This is a genomic window from Kosakonia oryzendophytica, assembly GCF_900094925.1.
Classification (GTDB): Bacteria; Pseudomonadota; Gammaproteobacteria; order Enterobacterales; family Enterobacteriaceae; genus Kosakonia; species Kosakonia oryzendophytica.
Window position 1 is genome coordinate 650,757 of the sequence record NZ_FMAY01000001.1, and the last position, 18,120, is coordinate 668,876.

At 55.3% G+C, this 18,120-nt stretch carries 15 protein-coding genes; 5 read left to right on the forward strand and 10 right to left on the reverse strand.

The window, feature by feature from the left end; genetic code table 11:
* Positions 1 to 29: 29 nt before the first annotated feature.
* Positions 30 to 1,283, reverse strand: coding sequence for a serine hydroxymethyltransferase (glyA, locus tag GA0061071_RS03045; protein ID WP_061493687.1), 1,254 nt, complete (start codon positions 1,281 to 1,283; stop codon positions 30 to 32).
* Positions 1,284 to 1,595: 312 nt separating this feature from the next.
* Here glyA and hmpA point away from each other — a divergent pair, with 312 nt between their 5' ends.
* Complete coding sequence (gene hmpA / locus GA0061071_RS03055) at positions 1,596 to 2,789, forward strand: NO-inducible flavohemoprotein (RefSeq protein ID WP_276326302.1); 1,194 nt, start codon at positions 1,596 to 1,598, stop codon at positions 2,787 to 2,789.
* A 38-nt stretch (positions 2,790 to 2,827) separates the two neighbouring features.
* On the opposite strand, the gene glnB is transcribed toward hmpA, so the two are convergent.
* From glnB to purL, 5 genes are all read right to left on the reverse strand, one after another.
* Entirely contained in the window at positions 2,828 to 3,166 is a 339-nt protein-coding gene (gene glnB, locus GA0061071_RS03060) for a nitrogen regulatory protein P-II (RefSeq protein WP_002438074.1), read from the reverse strand.
* Positions 3,167 to 3,240: 74 nt separating this feature from the next.
* On the reverse strand, positions 3,241 to 4,578 hold the full coding sequence (gene glrR, locus GA0061071_RS03065; protein ID WP_061493682.1) for a two-component system response regulator GlrR: 1,338 nt from the start codon (positions 4,576 to 4,578) through the stop codon (positions 3,241 to 3,243).
* Positions 4,575 to 5,309 carry a two-component system QseEF-associated lipoprotein QseG gene (gene qseG / locus GA0061071_RS03070; protein WP_061493677.1) on the reverse strand — a complete coding sequence of 245 codons (735 nt, stop codon included), beginning with the start codon at positions 5,307 to 5,309 and terminating at the stop codon, positions 4,575 to 4,577. Before qseG ends, glrR begins: the two co-directional genes overlap by 4 nt.
* Positions 5,306 to 6,742 (reverse strand): two component system sensor histidine kinase QseE/GlrK, encoded by a 1,437-nt coding sequence (gene qseE, locus GA0061071_RS03075; RefSeq protein ID WP_082794141.1) that lies wholly within the window; start codon positions 6,740 to 6,742, stop codon positions 5,306 to 5,308. Before qseE ends, qseG begins: the two co-directional genes overlap by 4 nt.
* Before the next feature lie 549 nt (positions 6,743 to 7,291).
* Positions 7,292 to 11,179: a phosphoribosylformylglycinamidine synthase gene (gene purL, locus GA0061071_RS03080; protein WP_088238224.1), complete on the reverse strand. Its 3,888-nt coding sequence runs from the start codon at positions 11,177 to 11,179 to the stop codon at positions 7,292 to 7,294.
* 272 nt (positions 11,180 to 11,451) lie between these two features.
* Here purL and mltF point away from each other — a divergent pair, with 272 nt between their 5' ends.
* The gene (mltF, locus tag GA0061071_RS03085) at positions 11,452 to 13,011 is read left to right on the forward strand and encodes a membrane-bound lytic murein transglycosylase MltF (protein ID WP_061493672.1); all 1,560 of its coding nucleotides are present in this window, start codon (positions 11,452 to 11,454) and stop codon (positions 13,009 to 13,011) included.
* 6 nt (positions 13,012 to 13,017) lie between these two features.
* Here mltF and tadA read toward each other — a convergent pair whose 3' ends face one another.
* On the reverse strand, positions 13,018 to 13,569 hold the full coding sequence (tadA, locus tag GA0061071_RS03090; RefSeq protein WP_088238225.1) for a tRNA adenosine(34) deaminase TadA: 552 nt from the start codon (positions 13,567 to 13,569) through the stop codon (positions 13,018 to 13,020).
* Between the two features lie 18 nt (positions 13,570 to 13,587).
* The gene (yfhb, locus tag GA0061071_RS03095) at positions 13,588 to 14,223 is read right to left on the reverse strand and encodes a phosphatidylglycerophosphatase C (RefSeq protein WP_061493670.1); all 636 of its coding nucleotides are present in this window, start codon (positions 14,221 to 14,223) and stop codon (positions 13,588 to 13,590) included.
* A gap of 185 nt (positions 14,224 to 14,408) precedes the next feature.
* Between yfhb and GA0061071_RS03100 the strand changes: the two genes are divergently transcribed.
* The 3 genes from GA0061071_RS03100 (at position 14,409) to GA0061071_RS03110 (ending at position 16,948) form a co-directional block, all read left to right on the forward strand.
* Positions 14,409 to 15,659 carry an MFS transporter gene (locus GA0061071_RS03100; protein WP_061493668.1) on the forward strand — a complete coding sequence of 417 codons (1,251 nt, stop codon included), beginning with the start codon at positions 14,409 to 14,411 and terminating at the stop codon, positions 15,657 to 15,659.
* Positions 15,660 to 15,782: 123 nt separating this feature from the next.
* Entirely contained in the window at positions 15,783 to 16,631 is an 849-nt protein-coding gene (locus GA0061071_RS03105) for a MurR/RpiR family transcriptional regulator (RefSeq protein ID WP_061493666.1), read from the forward strand.
* 56 nt (positions 16,632 to 16,687) lie between these two features.
* Entirely contained in the window at positions 16,688 to 16,948 is a 261-nt protein-coding gene (locus GA0061071_RS03110; RefSeq protein WP_061493664.1) for a YfhL family 4Fe-4S dicluster ferredoxin, read from the forward strand.
* On the opposite strand, the gene acpS is transcribed toward GA0061071_RS03110, so the two are convergent.
* Both acpS and pdxJ read right to left on the reverse strand, forming a co-directional pair.
* Positions 16,945 to 17,325, reverse strand: a complete 381-nt coding sequence (acpS, locus tag GA0061071_RS03115; protein ID WP_061493663.1) for a holo-ACP synthase — start codon at positions 17,323 to 17,325, stop codon at positions 16,945 to 16,947. The two genes, GA0061071_RS03110 and acpS, sit on opposite strands and share 4 nt — an antisense overlap.
* The gene (pdxJ, locus tag GA0061071_RS03120) at positions 17,325 to 18,056 is read right to left on the reverse strand and encodes a pyridoxine 5'-phosphate synthase (RefSeq protein WP_061493661.1); all 732 of its coding nucleotides are present in this window, start codon (positions 18,054 to 18,056) and stop codon (positions 17,325 to 17,327) included. The genes acpS and pdxJ overlap by 1 nt, the downstream gene beginning before the upstream one ends.
* Positions 18,057 to 18,120: the final 64 nt, after the last annotated feature.

Consider the following 18,120-nt stretch of genomic DNA (forward strand, 5'->3'; position numbering starts at 1 on the left):
CGAACGGGGCTTTTTTATTTGCCTGAAACTTAAGCGTAAACCGGGAAGCGAGCGCAGATATCCAGCACTTTCTGTTTCGTGCGCTCAATCACCGCTTCGTCATTGATGCTATCCAGCACGTCGCACATCCAGCCAGCCAGCTCTTTCACTTCCGCTTCTTTAAAGCCGCGACGGGTTACCGCCGGGCTACCGATGCGGATACCGGAGGTGACAAACGGGCTTTTCGGATCGTTCGGTACGCTGTTTTTGTTAACGGTGATGTTAGCGCGACCCAGTGCAGCATCGGCTTCTTTACCGGTCAGGTTTTTATCCACCAGATCCAGCAGGAACAGGTGGTTATCTGTACCACCGGATACCACTTTGTAACCACGGTTCAGGAACACTTCCACCATCGCTTTGGCGTTTTTCGCAACCTGCTGCTGATAGGTTTTGAATTCCGGCTCCATCGCTTCTTTCAGCGCCACCGCTTTACCGGCGATCACGTGCATCAGCGGGCCGCCCTGGCCGCCAGGGAACACAGCTGAGTTCAGTTTTTTATACAGCTCTTCGCTGCCGCCTTTCGCCAGGATCAGACCACCGCGCGGGCCAGCCAGCGTTTTGTGGGTTGTGGTGGTCACCACGTGTGCATGCGGAACCGGGTTCGGGTAAACGCCTGCGGCGACCAGACCTGCAACGTGCGCCATATCCACAAACAGGTATGCACCGATGCTGTCAGCGATTTCACGCATTTTTGCCCAGTCAACCACGCCGGAATAAGCCGAGAAACCACCGATGATCATTTTCGGCTTGTGTTTCTGCGCCTGCGCGTTCAGGTCGTTGTAATCAATATGGCCGGTTTCATCGATGCCGTAAGGCACGATGTTATACAGTTTACCGGAGAAGTTAACCGGAGAACCGTGCGTCAGGTGACCCCCGTGCGCCAGGTTCATACCCAGTACGGTATCGCCCGGCTCCAGCAGAGAGGTGTACACAGCGAAGTTCGCCTGTGAACCTGAATGCGGCTGGACGTTGGCATAATCAGCGCCGAATAGCTCTTTTGCACGGTCGATCGCCAGTTGCTCAACAATGTCGACATATTCGCAACCGCCGTAGTAGCGTTTGCCCGGGTAACCTTCGGCGTATTTGTTCGTCAGCTGAGAACCCTGAGCCTGCATTACACGCGGGCTGGTGTAGTTTTCGGAGGCGATCAGTTCAATGTGTTCTTCCTGACGTACTTTTTCCTGCTCCATAGCCTGCCACAGTTCGGCATCATAATCGGCAATGTTCATTTCACGCTTTAACATCCGCATCTCCTGACTCAGCTAACAAAAACAACTCTAAACGAGGGCCCAATTTGGGGAACGGCTCACAGTATAACTGATTAATATCCTGATAACAGGTCTTGACAAAGGTTTTTACGCAAACGATTGGCTCCACGCCAGTCAAGGGTTTGAGCGATAACGGGCTTCGCCATATAAGCGGATTTCTTTTCAGGTTTGTGATGCAACTTATTCACGATGCAAATCCTTTAGATGGCCCGCTCTTTACAAGGCCGTGCGCTGCGCTATAAGATGCATTTAAAATACAACTTTAAATAATCATCGCTAAAGGAAGCCATAATGCTCGACGCTCAAACCATCGCTACGGTCAAAGCCACCCTTCCCCTGCTGGCCGCCACCGGACCTAAACTCACCGCACATTTTTACGACCGGATGTTCAGCCACAACCCGGAACTAAAAGAGATCTTTAATATGAGCAATCAGCGCAATGGCGACCAGCGTGAAGCGCTGTTCAACGCGATTGCCGCTTATGCCAGTAATATCGATAACCTCGCGGCATTGCTGCCCGCCGTTGAAAAGATCGCACAGAAACACACCAGTTTTCAGATCCAGCCGGAGCAGTACAACATTGTCGGCGCGCACCTTCTGGCAACGCTGGATGAAATGTTCAGCCCCGGACAAGAGGTACTGGATGCCTGGGGTAAAGCCTATGGCGTGCTGGCTGGGGTGTTTATCAATCGTGAAGCGCAGATTTACCGTGAGCACGCGGAAAAACAGGGCGGCTGGCAAGGAACACGCGCGTTCCGCTTGCTGGAGAAAACCCCGCAGAGTGCACTGATCACCAGCTTTGAATTCGCACCGGTAGACGATCAGCCGGTGGCGTCTTACCAGCCGGGACAATATCTTGGCATCTGGCTGAAGCCGGAAGGTTTCGCGAATCAGGAGATCCGTCAGTACTCGCTGACCCGCCAGCCGAACGGGAAAAGCTACCGTATTGCCGTAAAACGCGAAAGCGGTGGCCAGGTTTCAGAGTGGCTGCACGATAAAGCCCAACCCGGTGATGTGGTGCACCTGGCCGCGCCAGCAGGGGATTTCTTTATGGATGTGCCTGCTGCTACTCCGGTTACGTTAATCTCCGCAGGCGTAGGGCTAACCCCGATGCTGGCAATGCTGGACAGCCTTGCCGCCTCTCAGCACAGCGCACAGGTGAACTGGTTTCATGCCGCCGACAATGGCCAGGTTCACGCTTTCGCCGATGAAGTCAGCAAGCTGGGAGCATCACTGGATCGCTTCTATCAACATGTCTGGTATCGCCAACCGGAAGCAGCAGATCGAAGTGCAGGTCGTTTTAACAGCGAAGGGTTAATGGATTTAACGCAACTGGAAGGAAAATTCAGCGACCCGATGATGCAGTTTTACCTCTGCGGGCCGGTTGGATTTATGCAGTTTGCCGCTCAGCAACTGGTGACGCTCGGCGTAGACAAAGCCAATATCCACTACGAATGCTTTGGGCCGCATAAGGTCCTGTAAGCAGACATTCCCTCACCCGGCAGGGTGAGGGAATCACATCAGATTGCCGCGTCGTCTTCTTCGCCGGTACGGATACGCACCACGCGCGCAACGTCAAAGACGAAGATTTTGCCGTCGCCGATCTTACCGGTCTGCGCCGTGCGGATAATGGTATCCACGCAGGTATCAACGATATCGTCGGTGACCACAATTTCAATTTTCACCTTGGGTAGAAAGTCCACCATGTATTCCGCGCCGCGGTAGAGTTCTGTGTGGCCTTTCTGGCGACCAAACCCTTTCACTTCGGTCACCGTCATCCCGGTGATACCGACTTCCGCCAGTGCTTCACGCACATCATCCAGTTTGAAAGGTTTAATAATCGCATCAATCTTTTTCATGGTGGGTCCTTAAACGCTCTTGCCAGTCTGCTGCATCGTAATCGGTTGCTCACAGTATCATACTCACCGCGCCATTACTCCTTAAAGTCGTTGGCGTCCAGCTCATGTCGTGAGAGTAATTTGTAAAATTCAGTCCGGTTGCGGCCCGCCATCCGCGCGGCGTGGGTCACATTACCTTTGGTGATTTGCAACAGTTTGCGCAGGTAGTTAAGTTCAAACTGATTACGCGCTTCAACAAAGGTAGGCAACGCCGTGTTTTCCCCTTCCAGCGCCTGTTCAACCAGCGCATCGCTGATCACTGGAGAGGATGTCAGCGCCACGCACTGCTCAATCACGTTCACCAGCTGACGCACGTTACCCGGCCAGCTCGCGGTCATCAGCCGTTTCATGGCATCGGTGGAGAAAGCACGCACAAACGGTTTGTGGCGATCCGCTGCCTGACGCAGCAGATGGTTCGCCAGCAGCGGAATATCTTCCGCGCGCTCCGCCAGTGCCGGGATTTTGAGGTTCACAACATTCAGACGGTAGAACAAATCCTCACGAAACTCACCGCGCTCCATCGCTTTCGGCAGGTCGCGGTGGGTGGCGGAAATAATACGCACATTAATATCAATATCGCGGTTGCTGCCCAGCGGGCGGACTTTACGCTCCTGCAGCACACGCAGCAATTTCACCTGCAACGGAATTGGCATATCGCCAATTTCATCAAGAAACAGCGTACCGCCTTCCGCCGCCTGAAACAGCCCTTCGCGGCTACTGACCGCGCCGGTAAACGCCCCGCGCGCATGACCAAACAGTTCCGACTCCAGCAATTGCTCGGGTAATGCACCGCAGTTGATGGCGATAAACGCGCTTTTACTGCGAGGGCTGGCGTTGTGGATCGCCTGCGCGAGGATCTCCTTGCCGGTACCACTTTGCCCGTTGATCAGCACGCTGACATCGGACTGCGCCACCATTCGCGCCTGCTCCAGCAAGCGCAGCATGACCGGGCTACGGGTAACAATGCTTTCGCGCCACTGATCGTCAGCCGCCGGGCCGCTGTGTTCCAGCGCCTCATCAATGGCTTTGTATAACGCGTCTTTATCCACCGGTTTGGTAAGAAAGCTAAAGACGCCCTGCTGCGTGGCGGCTACCGCATCCGGTATTGAGCCATGCGCCGTCAGGATAATCACCGGCATACCCGGCTGAACGCGCTGAATCTCAGCAAACAGCTGCATGCCATCCATTTCATCCATGCGCAGGTCGCTTATCACCAGATCGACCTTTTCCCGCGCCAGAATGCGCAATCCTTCCTGCCCGCTCTCGGCGGTGACAATGCTGTACCCCTCGCTGGTAAGACGCAACCCCAGCAGCTTCAGCAGGCCAGGGTCGTCATCCACCAGCAGTAAATGGGCAGGTTTGCGGCTTGTCATGGTTTTACATCCTCCTGATTCCCGTCATTTTTCGACGGGCGCGTGCTATCCGGCATATCGGCTGGCGCGGGCTTACGCGTGGAAAGACGCCGTTCAATATCGGTCAGCGTCTCCAGCTTGCGCGTGGTGGTTTCCAGTTGCTCACGTAAAAATTGCTGCTGCTGGCGCAACGTATCCAGCTCGCTATCGGTGGATTGTTGCAGTTTGCTGTAGCGACTGCGCTCTTCTGACAGTTGTAACTGCAACATTTCACTATCGCGCCAGAGCTGGAACAACGGGCGAACCTGCGCCGGGATAGTCGGGCTTACAGCGTCCAGCCGGGTAGTGTAATCACGCCGTTCAAGCGGTGTGATTTTAGCGCTGGAGAGCAAAATGCCACGCCGGAACGTGGCAGCCCAGTTATCATCCGTCCAGGAGCGCGCTTCAGCACGGGCCACTGCCGGGGCCAGACGCTGTGCACAATCCATCGCTCGCAGCCAGTAAAGCGGGTTGGTGTCGACATGCGGGCCCGACAATAGCCAGATGTCATCACAGTCTGTTGAGAGAAAATCCGCCAGTTGGTGCTCAGGGAGTCGTTCTTCCTGGCCATTATGGATAGCGCTTTGCGGCTTTTGCGCCACGCATCCGGCCAGCAACAGGCAAGGAAACGCACGAAGCCATTTATTGCGCGGTGACACCGCGTTAATTACGCGGGAAAAAACATGCGACATACTTACCAGGTCCAGGTTCATTTAATCTCTTTTACCGGCACATTGAGCGGTAACTCAATACGGAAACAGACATCGGCTTCGCTATCGGTTGCCAGATAGAGTTCGCCCTGCATACGACGAATACAATCTCTGGCAATACTAAGCCCTAACCCACTGCCTTTTACCGCCCCTTTTCGTTGATGGCTGCCCTGAAAAAAGGGCTCGAAGATCATGCTGCGTTCTGCTTCAGGGATAGGCGTACCGGTATTTGTCACGTCTATAAAGAGCCGCGCGCCGGCAATATAGCTGTGCAGATAAATGTTACCGGATTCAGCACCATAGTGCACAGCGTTAGAGTAGAGATTATCCAGCACGCTCATCAGTAACATCGGTTCAGCCTGACAGGTGGCCGCATCGAGCGTGACCCCGGTATGCATCATTTTAGCTCGCGCCGGCAAACTGTGAGCAGAGATAACCATGTCCACCAGCGGTGCGATCTCAACCTCTTCCAGCTCAACCGCGCCGTCGGCAAGCTTGCGGTTATAGTCGAGGAGTTGCTCAATAAGTTTTTGCAGGTTGCGACTGCTGGCATCGAGGATCTCAACCACCTCTTTCTGTTCCGCGGTCAGCGGCCCCACCACTTCATCGGCAAGCAACTCCGTTCCTTCGCGCATACTGGCGAGGGGGGTTTTAAGCTCATGTGACAAATGACGTAAAAACTGATGGCGCTGCGACTCCAGCCACGCCAGCCTTTCACTGAGCCAGATAATGCGTTCGCCCACATAGCGCAGCTCGCGCGGGCCTTTAAACACCACAGTATGGCCAAGCGATCGCCCTTCCCCCAGCCGGTTGATCATCCGTTCAATCCCCTTCACCGGACCGATGATCATTCGGGTAAACAGCAGCACCAGCCCGAGACTGACCATAAACAACACCAGCGCCTGCCAGCCAAAAAACTGGCCGCGTTCGGCGATTTCCAGTTGTAATTGCTGACCACGGGAGAACACGACCGCACGGGTAGATTGCACCATTTCGGTGTTTGCGGCGGCAAAGGCTTCCAGCCGCTCGGAGGCTGAAGCGGAAGGACCGCTGTTTTTACACTGCAATTGGGCAAGGTCGTTCAGATCCTGGCGTAGCGCCTGGTAGAGCTTATCATCCGGCAGCACGCCCGCATGGGCATCCAGCATTTCACTGTAGCGTTTACGCTGATTCTGATACACCCGCGCCAGCGTGGCATCGTCGAGCACGCAATACTGGCGGTAACTGCGCTCCATTTCCAACGCTGCGTTGGTCATGGCTTCGCTGCGACGCGCGTCAATGAGCGTTGTGCGGTTGGTTTGTAGTGCCTGGGCGCTGAGGGCATTCAGGCTTTGCCACGCCTGCCAGGCCAGTACCAGCAGCGGTAATAAAATCAACAGAAACGCCATCATCACCAACTGGCGTAGCGAGCGGGGGAAAACAAGCCAACGTTTCAACGCAATGCTCTCGCAAGAATAGATACAGGGATGCTAACTGAGTAACGCGCCGGGGGAAAGCCAGAAACAACAAAGCCGGGCATAAGCCCGGCTTTGTTATGAAATTAGGCGGTGCCTAACTCGACGTTTCGCCCGAAGCCTGATAAAGCAAAGCAATTATCAGCAGGTGGACGGCAGGCACCTTTAAGTGCGTCATTCGAAGTTTATGTAGCACGTCCCGAAGGGGCTGACATAAGAAAGATGAATGAGCCACTGCTTAGTATTATGCACATATTATGCCAATGCACAAACAAATAATTTAACTAATTGATTATAATGTATTTTATATTTATCACATGCAACGGCAAGATGTTTGTTTTTTCATCTCACTGTCGCTGTTTAACAACACTCTAATAGCCTTTAAAATAATTACTTATAATTCATATAATTAAATGTCGCCATTTAGAGACACAAAAGAAAAGCCATTGTCGGGAAATGCCGACACTTTTCAACAGGTAATAAAAAAGCCTCCGCCAGAAAGGCCGGAGGCTTTATACGCTTCTCGCGAATTTAACCCAACTGTTTACGGGCGTTACGGAAAATACGCATCCACGGGCTATCTTCACCCCAGTTCTCCGGATGCCAGGAGTTAGACACCGTACGGAATACACGCTCCGGATGCGGCATCATGATCGTCACGCGGCCGCTTTCATTCGTGACCGCCGTAATGCCGTTCGGCGAGCCGTTCGGGTTCGCCGGGTAAGTCTGCGTCACCTTGCCGAAGTTATCGACATAACGCAGTGCCACCAGTCCTTTGCTTTCAAGCGCAGCCAGGTGCGCATCATCGCGCACTTCCACACGACCTTCACCGTGAGATACGGCGATGGGCATTTGCGATCCCACCATGCCGCCGAGCAACAATGACGGGCTCTGCGTCACTTCCACCAGGCTGAAACGCGCTTCGAAACGATCGGAGTGGTTACGCACAAAGCGTGGCCACAGTTCGCTACCCGGGATCAGTTCGCGCAGGTTGGACATCATCTGGCAGCCATTGCATACGCCCAGCGCCAGCGTCTGCGGACGGTGGAAGAAGGTTTCGAACTCGTCGCGTACACGGTCGTTAAACAGGATCGATTTCGCCCAGCCTTCGCCCGCGCCCAGCACATCACCGTAAGAGAAGCCGCCACAAGCGACCAGCGCATGGACGTTTTCCAGCCCGGAGCGCCCGGCCAGGAGGTCGCTCATATGCACATCGATTGCATCAAAACCTGCGCGGTGGAACGCGGCCGCCATCTCAACATGTGAGTTGACGCCCTGCTCGCGCAGTACCGCCACTTTCGGGCGCGCGCCAGTGGCAATAAACGGCGCAGCGATATCTTCGTTAATATCGAACGACAGTTTTACATTCAGCCCTGGATCGTTGTCATTGGCTTTCGCGTCATGCTCCTGATCCGCACACTCCGGGTTATCACGCAGGCGCTGCATCTGCCAGGTGGTTTCCGCCCACCACATACGAAGCGTGGTGCGGCTTTCACTGAACACTGCCTGACCATCAGCTTCAATGACAAAGCGATCGCCGGAGACAGCATTTCCCAGATAATGAACACAATCGCCCAGACCGTATGTCGCCAGCACGCTTTCCACCGCTTCGCGGTCGCCCGCACGCACCTGGATAACCGCGCCCAGCTCTTCATTAAACAACGCCGCCAGACGATCGCCTCCCAGGGAAGCGATATTCACATTTACACCGCAGTGCCCCGTAAAGGCCATTTCCGCCAGCGTCACCAGCAGACCGCCGTCGGAACGATCGTGGTAAGCCAGCAATTTGCCCGCCGCAACCAGCGCCTGGATGGCATCATAGAAGCCTTTCAGTTGCTCAACGTTACGTACATCGGCGGGCTTGTCGCCCAGTTGACGATAAACCTGCGCCAACGCCGTTGCGCCCAACGCATTGTTGCCGTTACCCAGATCGATAAGCAACAGGGCGTTATCTTCGGTGGAGAGTTGCGGCGTTACTGTATGACGTACATCTTCAACGCGCGCAAAGGCCGTGATCACCAGCGACAGCGGCGAAGTCATCTCACGCTGTTCATTTCCTTCCTGCCAGCGGGTTTTCATCGACATGGAATCTTTGCCCACCGGAATGGTCAGTCCCAATGCAGGGCAAAGCTCTTCACCCACCGCTTTCACTGCCGCGTACAGGCCTGCGTCTTCGCCAGGATGCCCTGCCGCCGCCATCCAGTTTGCGGACAGCTTAATGCGTTTGATGTCGCCAATCTGCGTTGCCGCGATATTGGTCAATGCTTCCCCCACGGCCAGACGCGCGGAAGCCGCAAAGTCCAGCAGCGCAACCGGCGCACGTTCACCCAGCGCCATCGCTTCACCATAGTAGCTATCGAGGCTGGCAGTAGTCACCGCACAGTTCGCTACCGGGATCTGCCACGGCCCGACCATCTGATCGCGGGCGACCATACCGGTCACCGTGCGGTCGCCAATGGTCACGAGGAAGGTTTTTTCCGCCACGGTCGGCAAATGCAGCACGCGATTCACTGCGTCTTCAACCGAAATGCCCTGTGTCGTAAATGCATCGCCGGTCGCCTGACGGGTCTCAACGTTGCGGGTCATCTTCGGCGTTTTGCCTAACAGCACATCCAGCGGCATGTCGATCGGTTGATCGTTAAAATGGTTGTCGTTCAGCGTCAGGTGCTGCGCTTCGGTCGCTTCGCCAATCACCGCATAAGGCGCGCGTTCGCGGCGACACTGCTCATCAAACAGCGCCAGTTGATCGGCGGCAACCGCCAACACATAGCGTTCCTGCGATTCGTTACACCAGATCTCCAGCGGGCTCATACCCGGCTCATCGCTGAGAATGTCACGCAGTTCAAAACGACCGCCGCGACCACCATCGCTGACCAGCTCAGGCATGGCATTGGACAGACCGCCCGCGCCCACGTCATGAATAAAGAGGATGGGGTTGGCATCGCCCAGTTGCCAGCAACGGTCAATCACCTCCTGGCAACGACGCTCCATTTCCGGGTTGTCGCGCTGAACTGAGGCAAAATCCAGATCCGCATCAGACTGACCAGACGCCATAGAGGACGCTGCGCCGCCCCCCAGGCCGATATTCATCGCCGGGCCACCGAGGACGATCAGTTTCGCACCTACGGTGATCTCGCCTTTTTGTACGTGATCGGCACGAATGTTACCGATCCCGCCCGCCAGCATGATCGGTTTGTGGTAGCCGCGCAGCTCTTCGCCGTTATGGCTATTCACTTTCTCTTCATAGGTACGGAAATAGCCGTTCAGCGCCGGGCGACCAAATTCGTTGTTAAACGCCGCGCCGCCCAGTGGGCCATCGGTCATAATATCCAGCGCGGTAACGATACGCTCCGGCTTACCAAAATCTTCTTCCCACGGTTGTTCAAAGCCCGGAATACGCAGGTTGGAAACGGAGAAACCCACCAGGCCCGCTTTCGGCTTCGCGCCACGACCGGTTGCCCCTTCGTCACGGATCTCACCGCCGGATCCGGTCGCAGCCCCCGGCCACGGAGAGATCGCCGTCGGGTGGTTATGTGTTTCCACCTTCATCAGAATATGCGCCGGTTCTTGATGGTAATCGTAACGGCCTTCACCGCGATCGGCGAAGAAGCGGCCAACAGCTGAACCTTCCATCACGGCGGCGTTGTCTTTATACGCAGACAGGACGAAATCCGGCGTTTTCTCGAAGGTGTTTTTGATCATTTTAAACAATGACTTCGGCTGCGGCTTGCCATCAATCACCCAGTCGGCGTTGAAGATTTTGTGGCGGCAGTGCTCGGAGTTCGCCTGGGCGAACATATAGAGTTCGATATCGTTCGGGTTGCGCCCCAGACGGGTAAAGGCGTCTTGCAGATAGTCGATTTCATCGTCTGCTAATGCCAGGCCAAGACGCAGGTTGGCGTCGATCAGCGCCTGGCGGCCTTCACCCAGTAAGTCGACGCTTTGTACCGGTGCCGGCTGATGGTGTTCAAACAGGCGCTCAGCATCCGCCTGTGAGGTGAATACGCTCTCCATCATGCGATCATGCAGTTCTGCTGCGACATGAGCCCACTGGGCGTCCGTCAGGCCATCGGCGTCTACATAGTACGCAACGCCGCGTTCAAGGCGGTTGATCTTATTAAGGCCGCAGTTGTGCGCAATATCGGTAGCTTTGGAAGACCAGGGAGAGATGGTGCCAGGACGAGGAGTGACGAGCAGTAAGGTTCCGGTTGGGGTATGGCTGCTCAGGCTCGGGCCATATTTCAACAGGCGCTGGAGCCGGGCGTACTCTTCTTCGGTCAGGGTGTCGTTCAGATCAGCGAAGTGAGCGTACTCGGCGTAAATATTACTGACCGGGAGGTTGGCCGCCTGAAAACGCGCCAGCAGTTTGTTGATACGAAAAGCGGACAATGCAGGCGAACCACGCAGAATTTCCATCATAAGTCTCTCGTCTTCGATTACGAAGCGTCGGGGACGCTTTAAGTGTGCACCAGGGGAAAACGGGCGTCATTATAGAGAATCCTGAGCGCCTACGAAACCGTTTGCGTCGAAATAAAATCAGCCCGGATTTTTGACAATAGCTGCCGCCGACCACTCTAATTAGTTGCCAACTGGCGTTTTGTTGCGCAAAATGCCGCTCAATCACAGACAAACCTTGTTGTTATCATGACGGCCATCTGCTGAGGCAAAGTACGGCGCAGAGAATTAACTGATTGAAAAAATTTAAGATTAATTATCTGCTCATCGGCATTGTCACCCTGCTGCTGGCAGCGGCCCTGTGGCCATCCATTCCCTGGTTCGGCAAAGCCGATAACCGCATCGCGGCAATCAAAGCCCGCGGGGAATTGCGCGTCAGCACCATTGCCACACCGCTCACCTATACCCGTATTGACGGAAAATCCTACGGTCTCGATTACGATCTGGCGCAGCATTTCGCCGACTATCTGGGTGTGAAGCTCAAAGTCACCGTCCGCCAGAATATCAGCCAGCTCTTTGACGATCTCGATCATGATGATGCGGATATGCTCGCTGCAGGACTGGTGTACAACAGCGAACGCATCAAAAACTACCAGACCGGCCCGGTTTACTACTCCGTTTCTCAGCAACTGGTTTACCGGGTTGGCAGCCCTCGCCCGCGCACGCTGCAATCTGTTAACGCCAGCCAATTGACCGTTGCACCGGGGCAGGTGGTGATCGACGATCTTCGCGCCTTAAAAGAGAAAAAATACCCGGATTTAAGCTGGACGGTGGATGAGAAGCTCGGCACCAATGCGTTGATGGAACAGGTGCTGGAAGGCAAATTGAGTTACACCATTGCCGACTCGGTGGCGATAAGCCTGTTCCAGCGGGTGCACCCAGAGCTGGCTGTCGCACTGGATGTAACCGATGAACAGCCGGTCACCTGGTTCAGCAAGCGCGATGACGACAATACCCTTTCAGCCGCCATGCTGGATTTCTTCAATAATATGAATGAAGACGGTACCCTCGCACGGCTGGAGGAGAAGTATCTCGGGCATGGTGAAGACTTTGACTATGTGGATACGCGCACTTTCCTGCGCGCTGTCGATAGCGTACTGCCCGAGCTGCAACCGATGTTTGAGAAATATGCCCAGCAGATCGACTGGCGTCTGCTGGCAGCCATCTCCTATCAGGAGTCACACTGGGACGCCCAGGCCACCTCACCAACCGGGGTGCGCGGCCTGATGATGCTGACAAAAAATACGGCGCAAAGTTTAGGCCTAAGCGATCGTACCGATGCGGAACAGAGCATTAGCGGCGGCGCGCGCTACTTGCAGGATATGATGAGCAAAGTGCCGGACAGCGTACCGCAGGATGAGAAAATCTGGTTTGCGCTGGCGGCCTACAATATGGGCTATGCGCATATGCTGGATGCACGCGCGCTGACGGCAAAAACCAAAGGCAACCCCGATAGCTGGGCCGATGTAAAACAGCGTCTGCCGCTGCTGAGCCAGAAACCCTGGTACAGCAAACTGACCTACGGCTACGCACGCGGGCATGAAGCATACGCTTATGTGGAGAACATCCGTAAGTATGAAATCAGCCTGGTCGGTTACCTGCTTGAGAAAGAGAAAGAAGCGGCCAAAGCGCTAAAGCTGGCAAAGAGTTACCCGGCGGTTTCTACGGATGAACTGAACCGCCCCGCCTACGGCATACTGCCTTTTAGCGCCTTTACCACTAGCGATCCTTTTCCGCGCAACCCGCTGCTGACGCCGGATACGTTGGTAAAAAACCCACTGAAAGTGAACCGATAAAGTGCTTTAACCGCCCGACTGCTCTTGTGAATCAGAGAGCGTTTTTTTCAGCGCTTTTTTCTCCTGCCGACGCTGGCGGAAAAAGTCGCTCAGCATTGCCGCACACTCATCGCGCAGCACCCCTTCGGTGATCACCACCCGGTGGTTCATTCCCGGGTGATGCAGCACATCCATCAGCGAACCCGCCGCACCGGTTTTCGCATCCCGCGCGCCAAACACCAGATGACCAATGCGGCTATGCACCATTGCCCCGGCGCACATCACGCAGGGCTCCAGCGTGACATAGAGCGTGGTGTCGATCAGGCGGTAGTTTTGCAGCACCATCCCCCCCTGACGCAGTGCCATGATCTCCGCATGCGCCGTGGGATCGTGACGGCCAATCGGCCGGTTCCAGCCTTCGCCAATCACCCGTTCGTTATGCACCAGTACCGCGCCAACGGGCACTTCGCCTTCTTCCCATGCACGTTTCGCCAGCGTCAGCGCATAACGCATCCAGTATTCATGGTTCAGTTCAGGATTGGACAAAGGGAAAAACTCCAGTGATTCAGGCGGGCGCATTATACAGCCCTTCGCTGTTTATTCCAGTTGCTGTAACTCACCGCGCGGCGTCACACGCCAGCGGTGCTGGCAAAAATAGAGCAACGGGTTGTCTTGCTTGCTGTCGCTATAACCACTGTACAGACGCAGCGGCGTACCGATTTTCCGCTCCAGTTGCGCCACTTTCTCGTGCCCGAGACAGCGCATCGTTAGCACCCAGCCGCCATAACGACGGTTGATCTGACTGGCAATCACATTCACCTTCGGCAACCAGGGCGTATCAAAATAGACTTGCTCCACCAGCGGTTGCGGCGAGCCCGTGATCAACCAGATATCCGCATCAGAAGCGGTAAGGTACTGGGTTAGTCGCGATTGCACCACCGGAAACGCCGTCACGTGTTCGCGAAACCAGCGGACAAACTGCTGCTCACGCTTTTTCAGTTGGTGTTCACTGTGGCCAAACGTGCAGCCCCAGAGCAGCAGGCTCATAGGCCAGCGGGCTGCACGCCCTTTAATCAATAACGCGCCAGCAATCACCGGCAATAGCGGCAGCACCAACAAGGCATTCAACGGCTGGTGCCGCAACAGATAACGTAAAAACGTACCGAACATATCCTGCTGGTGCAGTGTTCCGTCAAGATCAAAAAATACGACGCGGCGCTCGCTGGTAGCCAAATGTTGTCCCTCTGCCTGGTTAAACGCCGATCGCCATTTATCCTCTTCTGGCGATCGCTATTAGAGATAGCCTAACAGATAGAACCTGACTTTTCCGGTAACAAGACACCTGCAATATAAAGCAGCTATTTCGTTACGCCACAGATGCACTACACTGCCTTATCTTTCCAGGAACCGTAGTGACCATGACTTCGCATACCAAAACGATGCGCGCCTTTAGCTCTGCCTCTTTCCGACATCTGTTCTTTGCCCGTCTGTTCACCGTACTGGGTAACGGCATCGCTCCGATTGCACTGGCCTTTGCGGTACTGGACATCGGCGGTTCCGCCGCCGATTTGGGCCTCGTCGTGGCGGCTCGATCTGTTTTTAATGTCGCCTTCTTGTTGGTCGGCGGTGTATTGGCAGATCGCTATTCACGTAGCCTGGTGCTGGTTTCGTCCTCTGTTGTGGCGGCGATATCGCAAGCGGTCGTCGCATGGTCCGTGCTAAACGGCAGCGCAACGGTCATGGGCCTTGCCCTCTTAGGTACCCTGAATGGTGCCGCCGCAGGCGTTGCGTTACCGGCCTCCTCCGCGCTGGTGCCCCAGACGGTGCCAGCCCATAACCTGCGCGAAGCCAATGCGTTGATCCAGTTAGGTATTTACAGTGGAACCGTGGTTGGTGCTTCGCTGGGCGGGGTCCTGACCAGCGCCGTCGGGCCTGGCTGGGGACTGGCGATTGATGCGCTCGGCTTTGCTGCCTCGGCGCCGCTCTATTACTGGATCCGTACAGGCGTCGCGCCAGTCGCCGCCGCACAAACCAACATTCTGCAGGATCTGCGCGACGGCTGGAAAGAGTTCGCCAGCCGGACATGGGTCTGGTCCATTGTCGTTCAGTTCACCATTATCAATGCCGCATTCAGTGGTGTAGTGATGGTTCTCGGCCCGATCATTGCCGATGCCTCATTTGGCCGCACCCAGTGGGGAATCATGGTTGCGGCGCAAAGCGTTGGGTTGATTGTCGGCTCATTCCTGGCATTGCGCTGGCGCCCGCGTCGCGACCTGTTTATTGGCGTGATGCTGGTGTCGTTGTGTGCGTTGCCTATTTTCCTGCTGGGGCAGATTGCGCCGACACCGTGGCTTATCGCGGCATTTTTTATCGCGGGCGTCACTTTCGGTCTGTTTGGCGTGGCCTGGGCACAGTCGCTGCAAACCCATATACCGCCAGAAAAACTGGCGCGTGTATATGCATACGACGCGCTGGGATCCTTTATTGCGATCCCGGTTGGCGAATTGGCCGCCGGACCGCTGGCCATACATTACGGTAACAGCAATGTATTAATGGCTTCAGCGGGGGCCGTGGTCATCGCAACGTTTGTTGCCAGCCTGATCCCGGCCATTCGTCAGCTCGATAACTCACCGAAGGTGAAAAGACACAGCGCCGAAGGATCCACTTGATCGCTGTCAAATGCCGGGTTGTGATACTTTGTCGTGATAGAATTTTTAATTCATAATAATAATCAATTGCTGGAATATTAAATTCTCTCATTTGTATGCGTTGTTATTGCCTCCGGAGATCCTATGAACTGTTTAATTCGCATCCGTCAGCGCTATTCCGGCCTGGCGCAGAGCGATAAAAAGCTGGCGGAATTTCTGCTGGAAAATCCCGATCGCGCGCGCCATTTAAGTTCGCAACAGTTGGCCGCCGAAGCGGGTGTTAGCCAGTCGAGCGTCGTGAAGTTTGCCCAGAAAATGGATTTCAAAGGATTTCCGGCAATGAAACTGGCCATCAGCGAAGCGCTGGCCAGCAACACCAATCCCTGGTCCGTGCCCGTGCATAACCAGATCCGCGGCGACGATCCGCTACGTGTGGTGGGTGAAAAGCTGATCAAAGAGTACCAGAGCGCCATGCACGCCTCACTGGATGTCAACAGTGAAGAGAAGCTGCTGGAAAGCGTACGACTGCTGCGCGAGGCACGGCGTATTATCCTGACCGGTATTGGCGCTTCCGGGTTGGTTGCCCGTAACTTCGGCTGGAAGTTGATGAAAATTGGTATTAACGCCGCGGTGGAGCAGGATATGCACGCCCTGCTGGCAACCGTGCAGGCAATGGAGCCTGGCGATCTGTTGTTGCCGGTTTCTTATTCCGGCGAACGGCGTGAAATCAATATAGCAGCCGATGAAACCCTGCGCGTGGGCGGCAAGATCCTCGCCATCACCGGCTTTACCCCCAACGCCCTGCAACAACGGGCGACACATTGCCTTTACACTATCGCCGAAGAGCAGGCGACGCGCAGTGCGGCCATCTCCTCCACCAGCGCGCAAATGATGCTGACGGACTTACTGTTTATGGCGCTGGTACAGCAGGATCTGGAGCATGCGCCGGAACGCATTCGTCATAGCGAGGAGCTGGTAAAAAAACTGGTTTGAGCAGGGAATCATCGTATAATGCCCGCCCTGTTAGTGATGTTTCTGAGATTTTCCTGATGGCGCTGTTAATCACCAAAAAATGCATCAATTGCGATATGTGCGAGCCGGAATGCCCGAACGAGGCGATTTCGATGGGTGACAGCATCTATGAGATTAACAGCGATCGGTGCACCGAGTGCATTGGGCACTATGAAACGCCGACCTGCCAGAAAGTGTGCCCGATCCCCAATACCATCCTGAAAGATCCGGCACATATAGAAACAGAAGAACAGCTCTGGGATAAATTCGTCCAGATGCACCACGCCGATAAGATTTAACTTTCAATTATCACCGTTGCGCAGGCGTAATGCCGCTCATCCGCCAGCGTCACGTGAGTGGACTTCACGCCCATCTGCTCCGCCAGCCGCAGCGCCTCATCCCACAAACGCAAGCCTGGCTTACCCAGTTCGTCGTTGAACACTTCGAATTGATTAAATGCCAGACCGTTACGAATACCGGTGCCAAACGCCTTCGCCGCCGCTTCTTTTACCGCAAAACGTTTTGCCAGGAAGCGCACCGGTTGCTGATGCGCCTGGTAGAGCTCCCATTCGTTAGCGCTCAACACCCGCTTCGCCAGGCGATCGCCGCTGCGGGCGATCACCGCTGCGATGCGGTCTATCTCAACGATATCCGTACCCAGTCCGAGGATTGCCATTACGCGCGCGCTTCCTGCATCAGGCGTTTCATCTCGGCGACGGCCTCTTTCAGACCACTCATCACCGCGCGACCAATAATGGCGTGGCCGATGTTCAGCTCGTGCATTTCTGGCAGTGCGGCAATGGCCTTCACGTTGTGATAAGTCAACCCGTGGCCCGCATTCACTTTCAGGCCGAGGCTGGCGGCGTAGGTCGCAGCTTTGGCAATGCGCTCCAGCTCTTTCGCCTGCGCGGCATCGTTTTCTGCATCAGCGTAGCAACCGGTGTGGATTTCGATGTACGGCGCGCCAACGTCCGCAGCGGCTTTGATTTGCTCCGCATCGGCGTCGATAAACAGCGATACCTGAATACCGGCAGCGGCCAGGCGCTGGCAGGCGTCACGCATTTTCTCGCGCTGACCAGCCACATCGAGGCCGCCTTCCGTGGTAACTTCCTGGCGTTTTTCCGGCACCAGGCAGCAGAAATGCGGTTTGGTTTCACAGGCAATTGCCAGCATCTCTTCGGTGACCGCCATTTCCAGGTTCATTCGCGTATCCAGCGTCTGGCGCAAAATACGCACGTCTCTGTCGGTGATGTGGCGACGATCTTCGCGCAGATGCACGGTAATGCCGTCGGCTCCCGCCTGTTCAGCAATAAATGCTGCCTGCACCGGATCCGGGTAAGCCGTGCCACGTGCGTTACGCAATGTTGCGATATGATCGATATTGACGCCCAACAGTAATTCAGCCATGACAATCCTCAGTGTTTTCATTGGTTCCGGCGCGGTCTTCGCCTCGCCTGGCCTGATTTTTTCC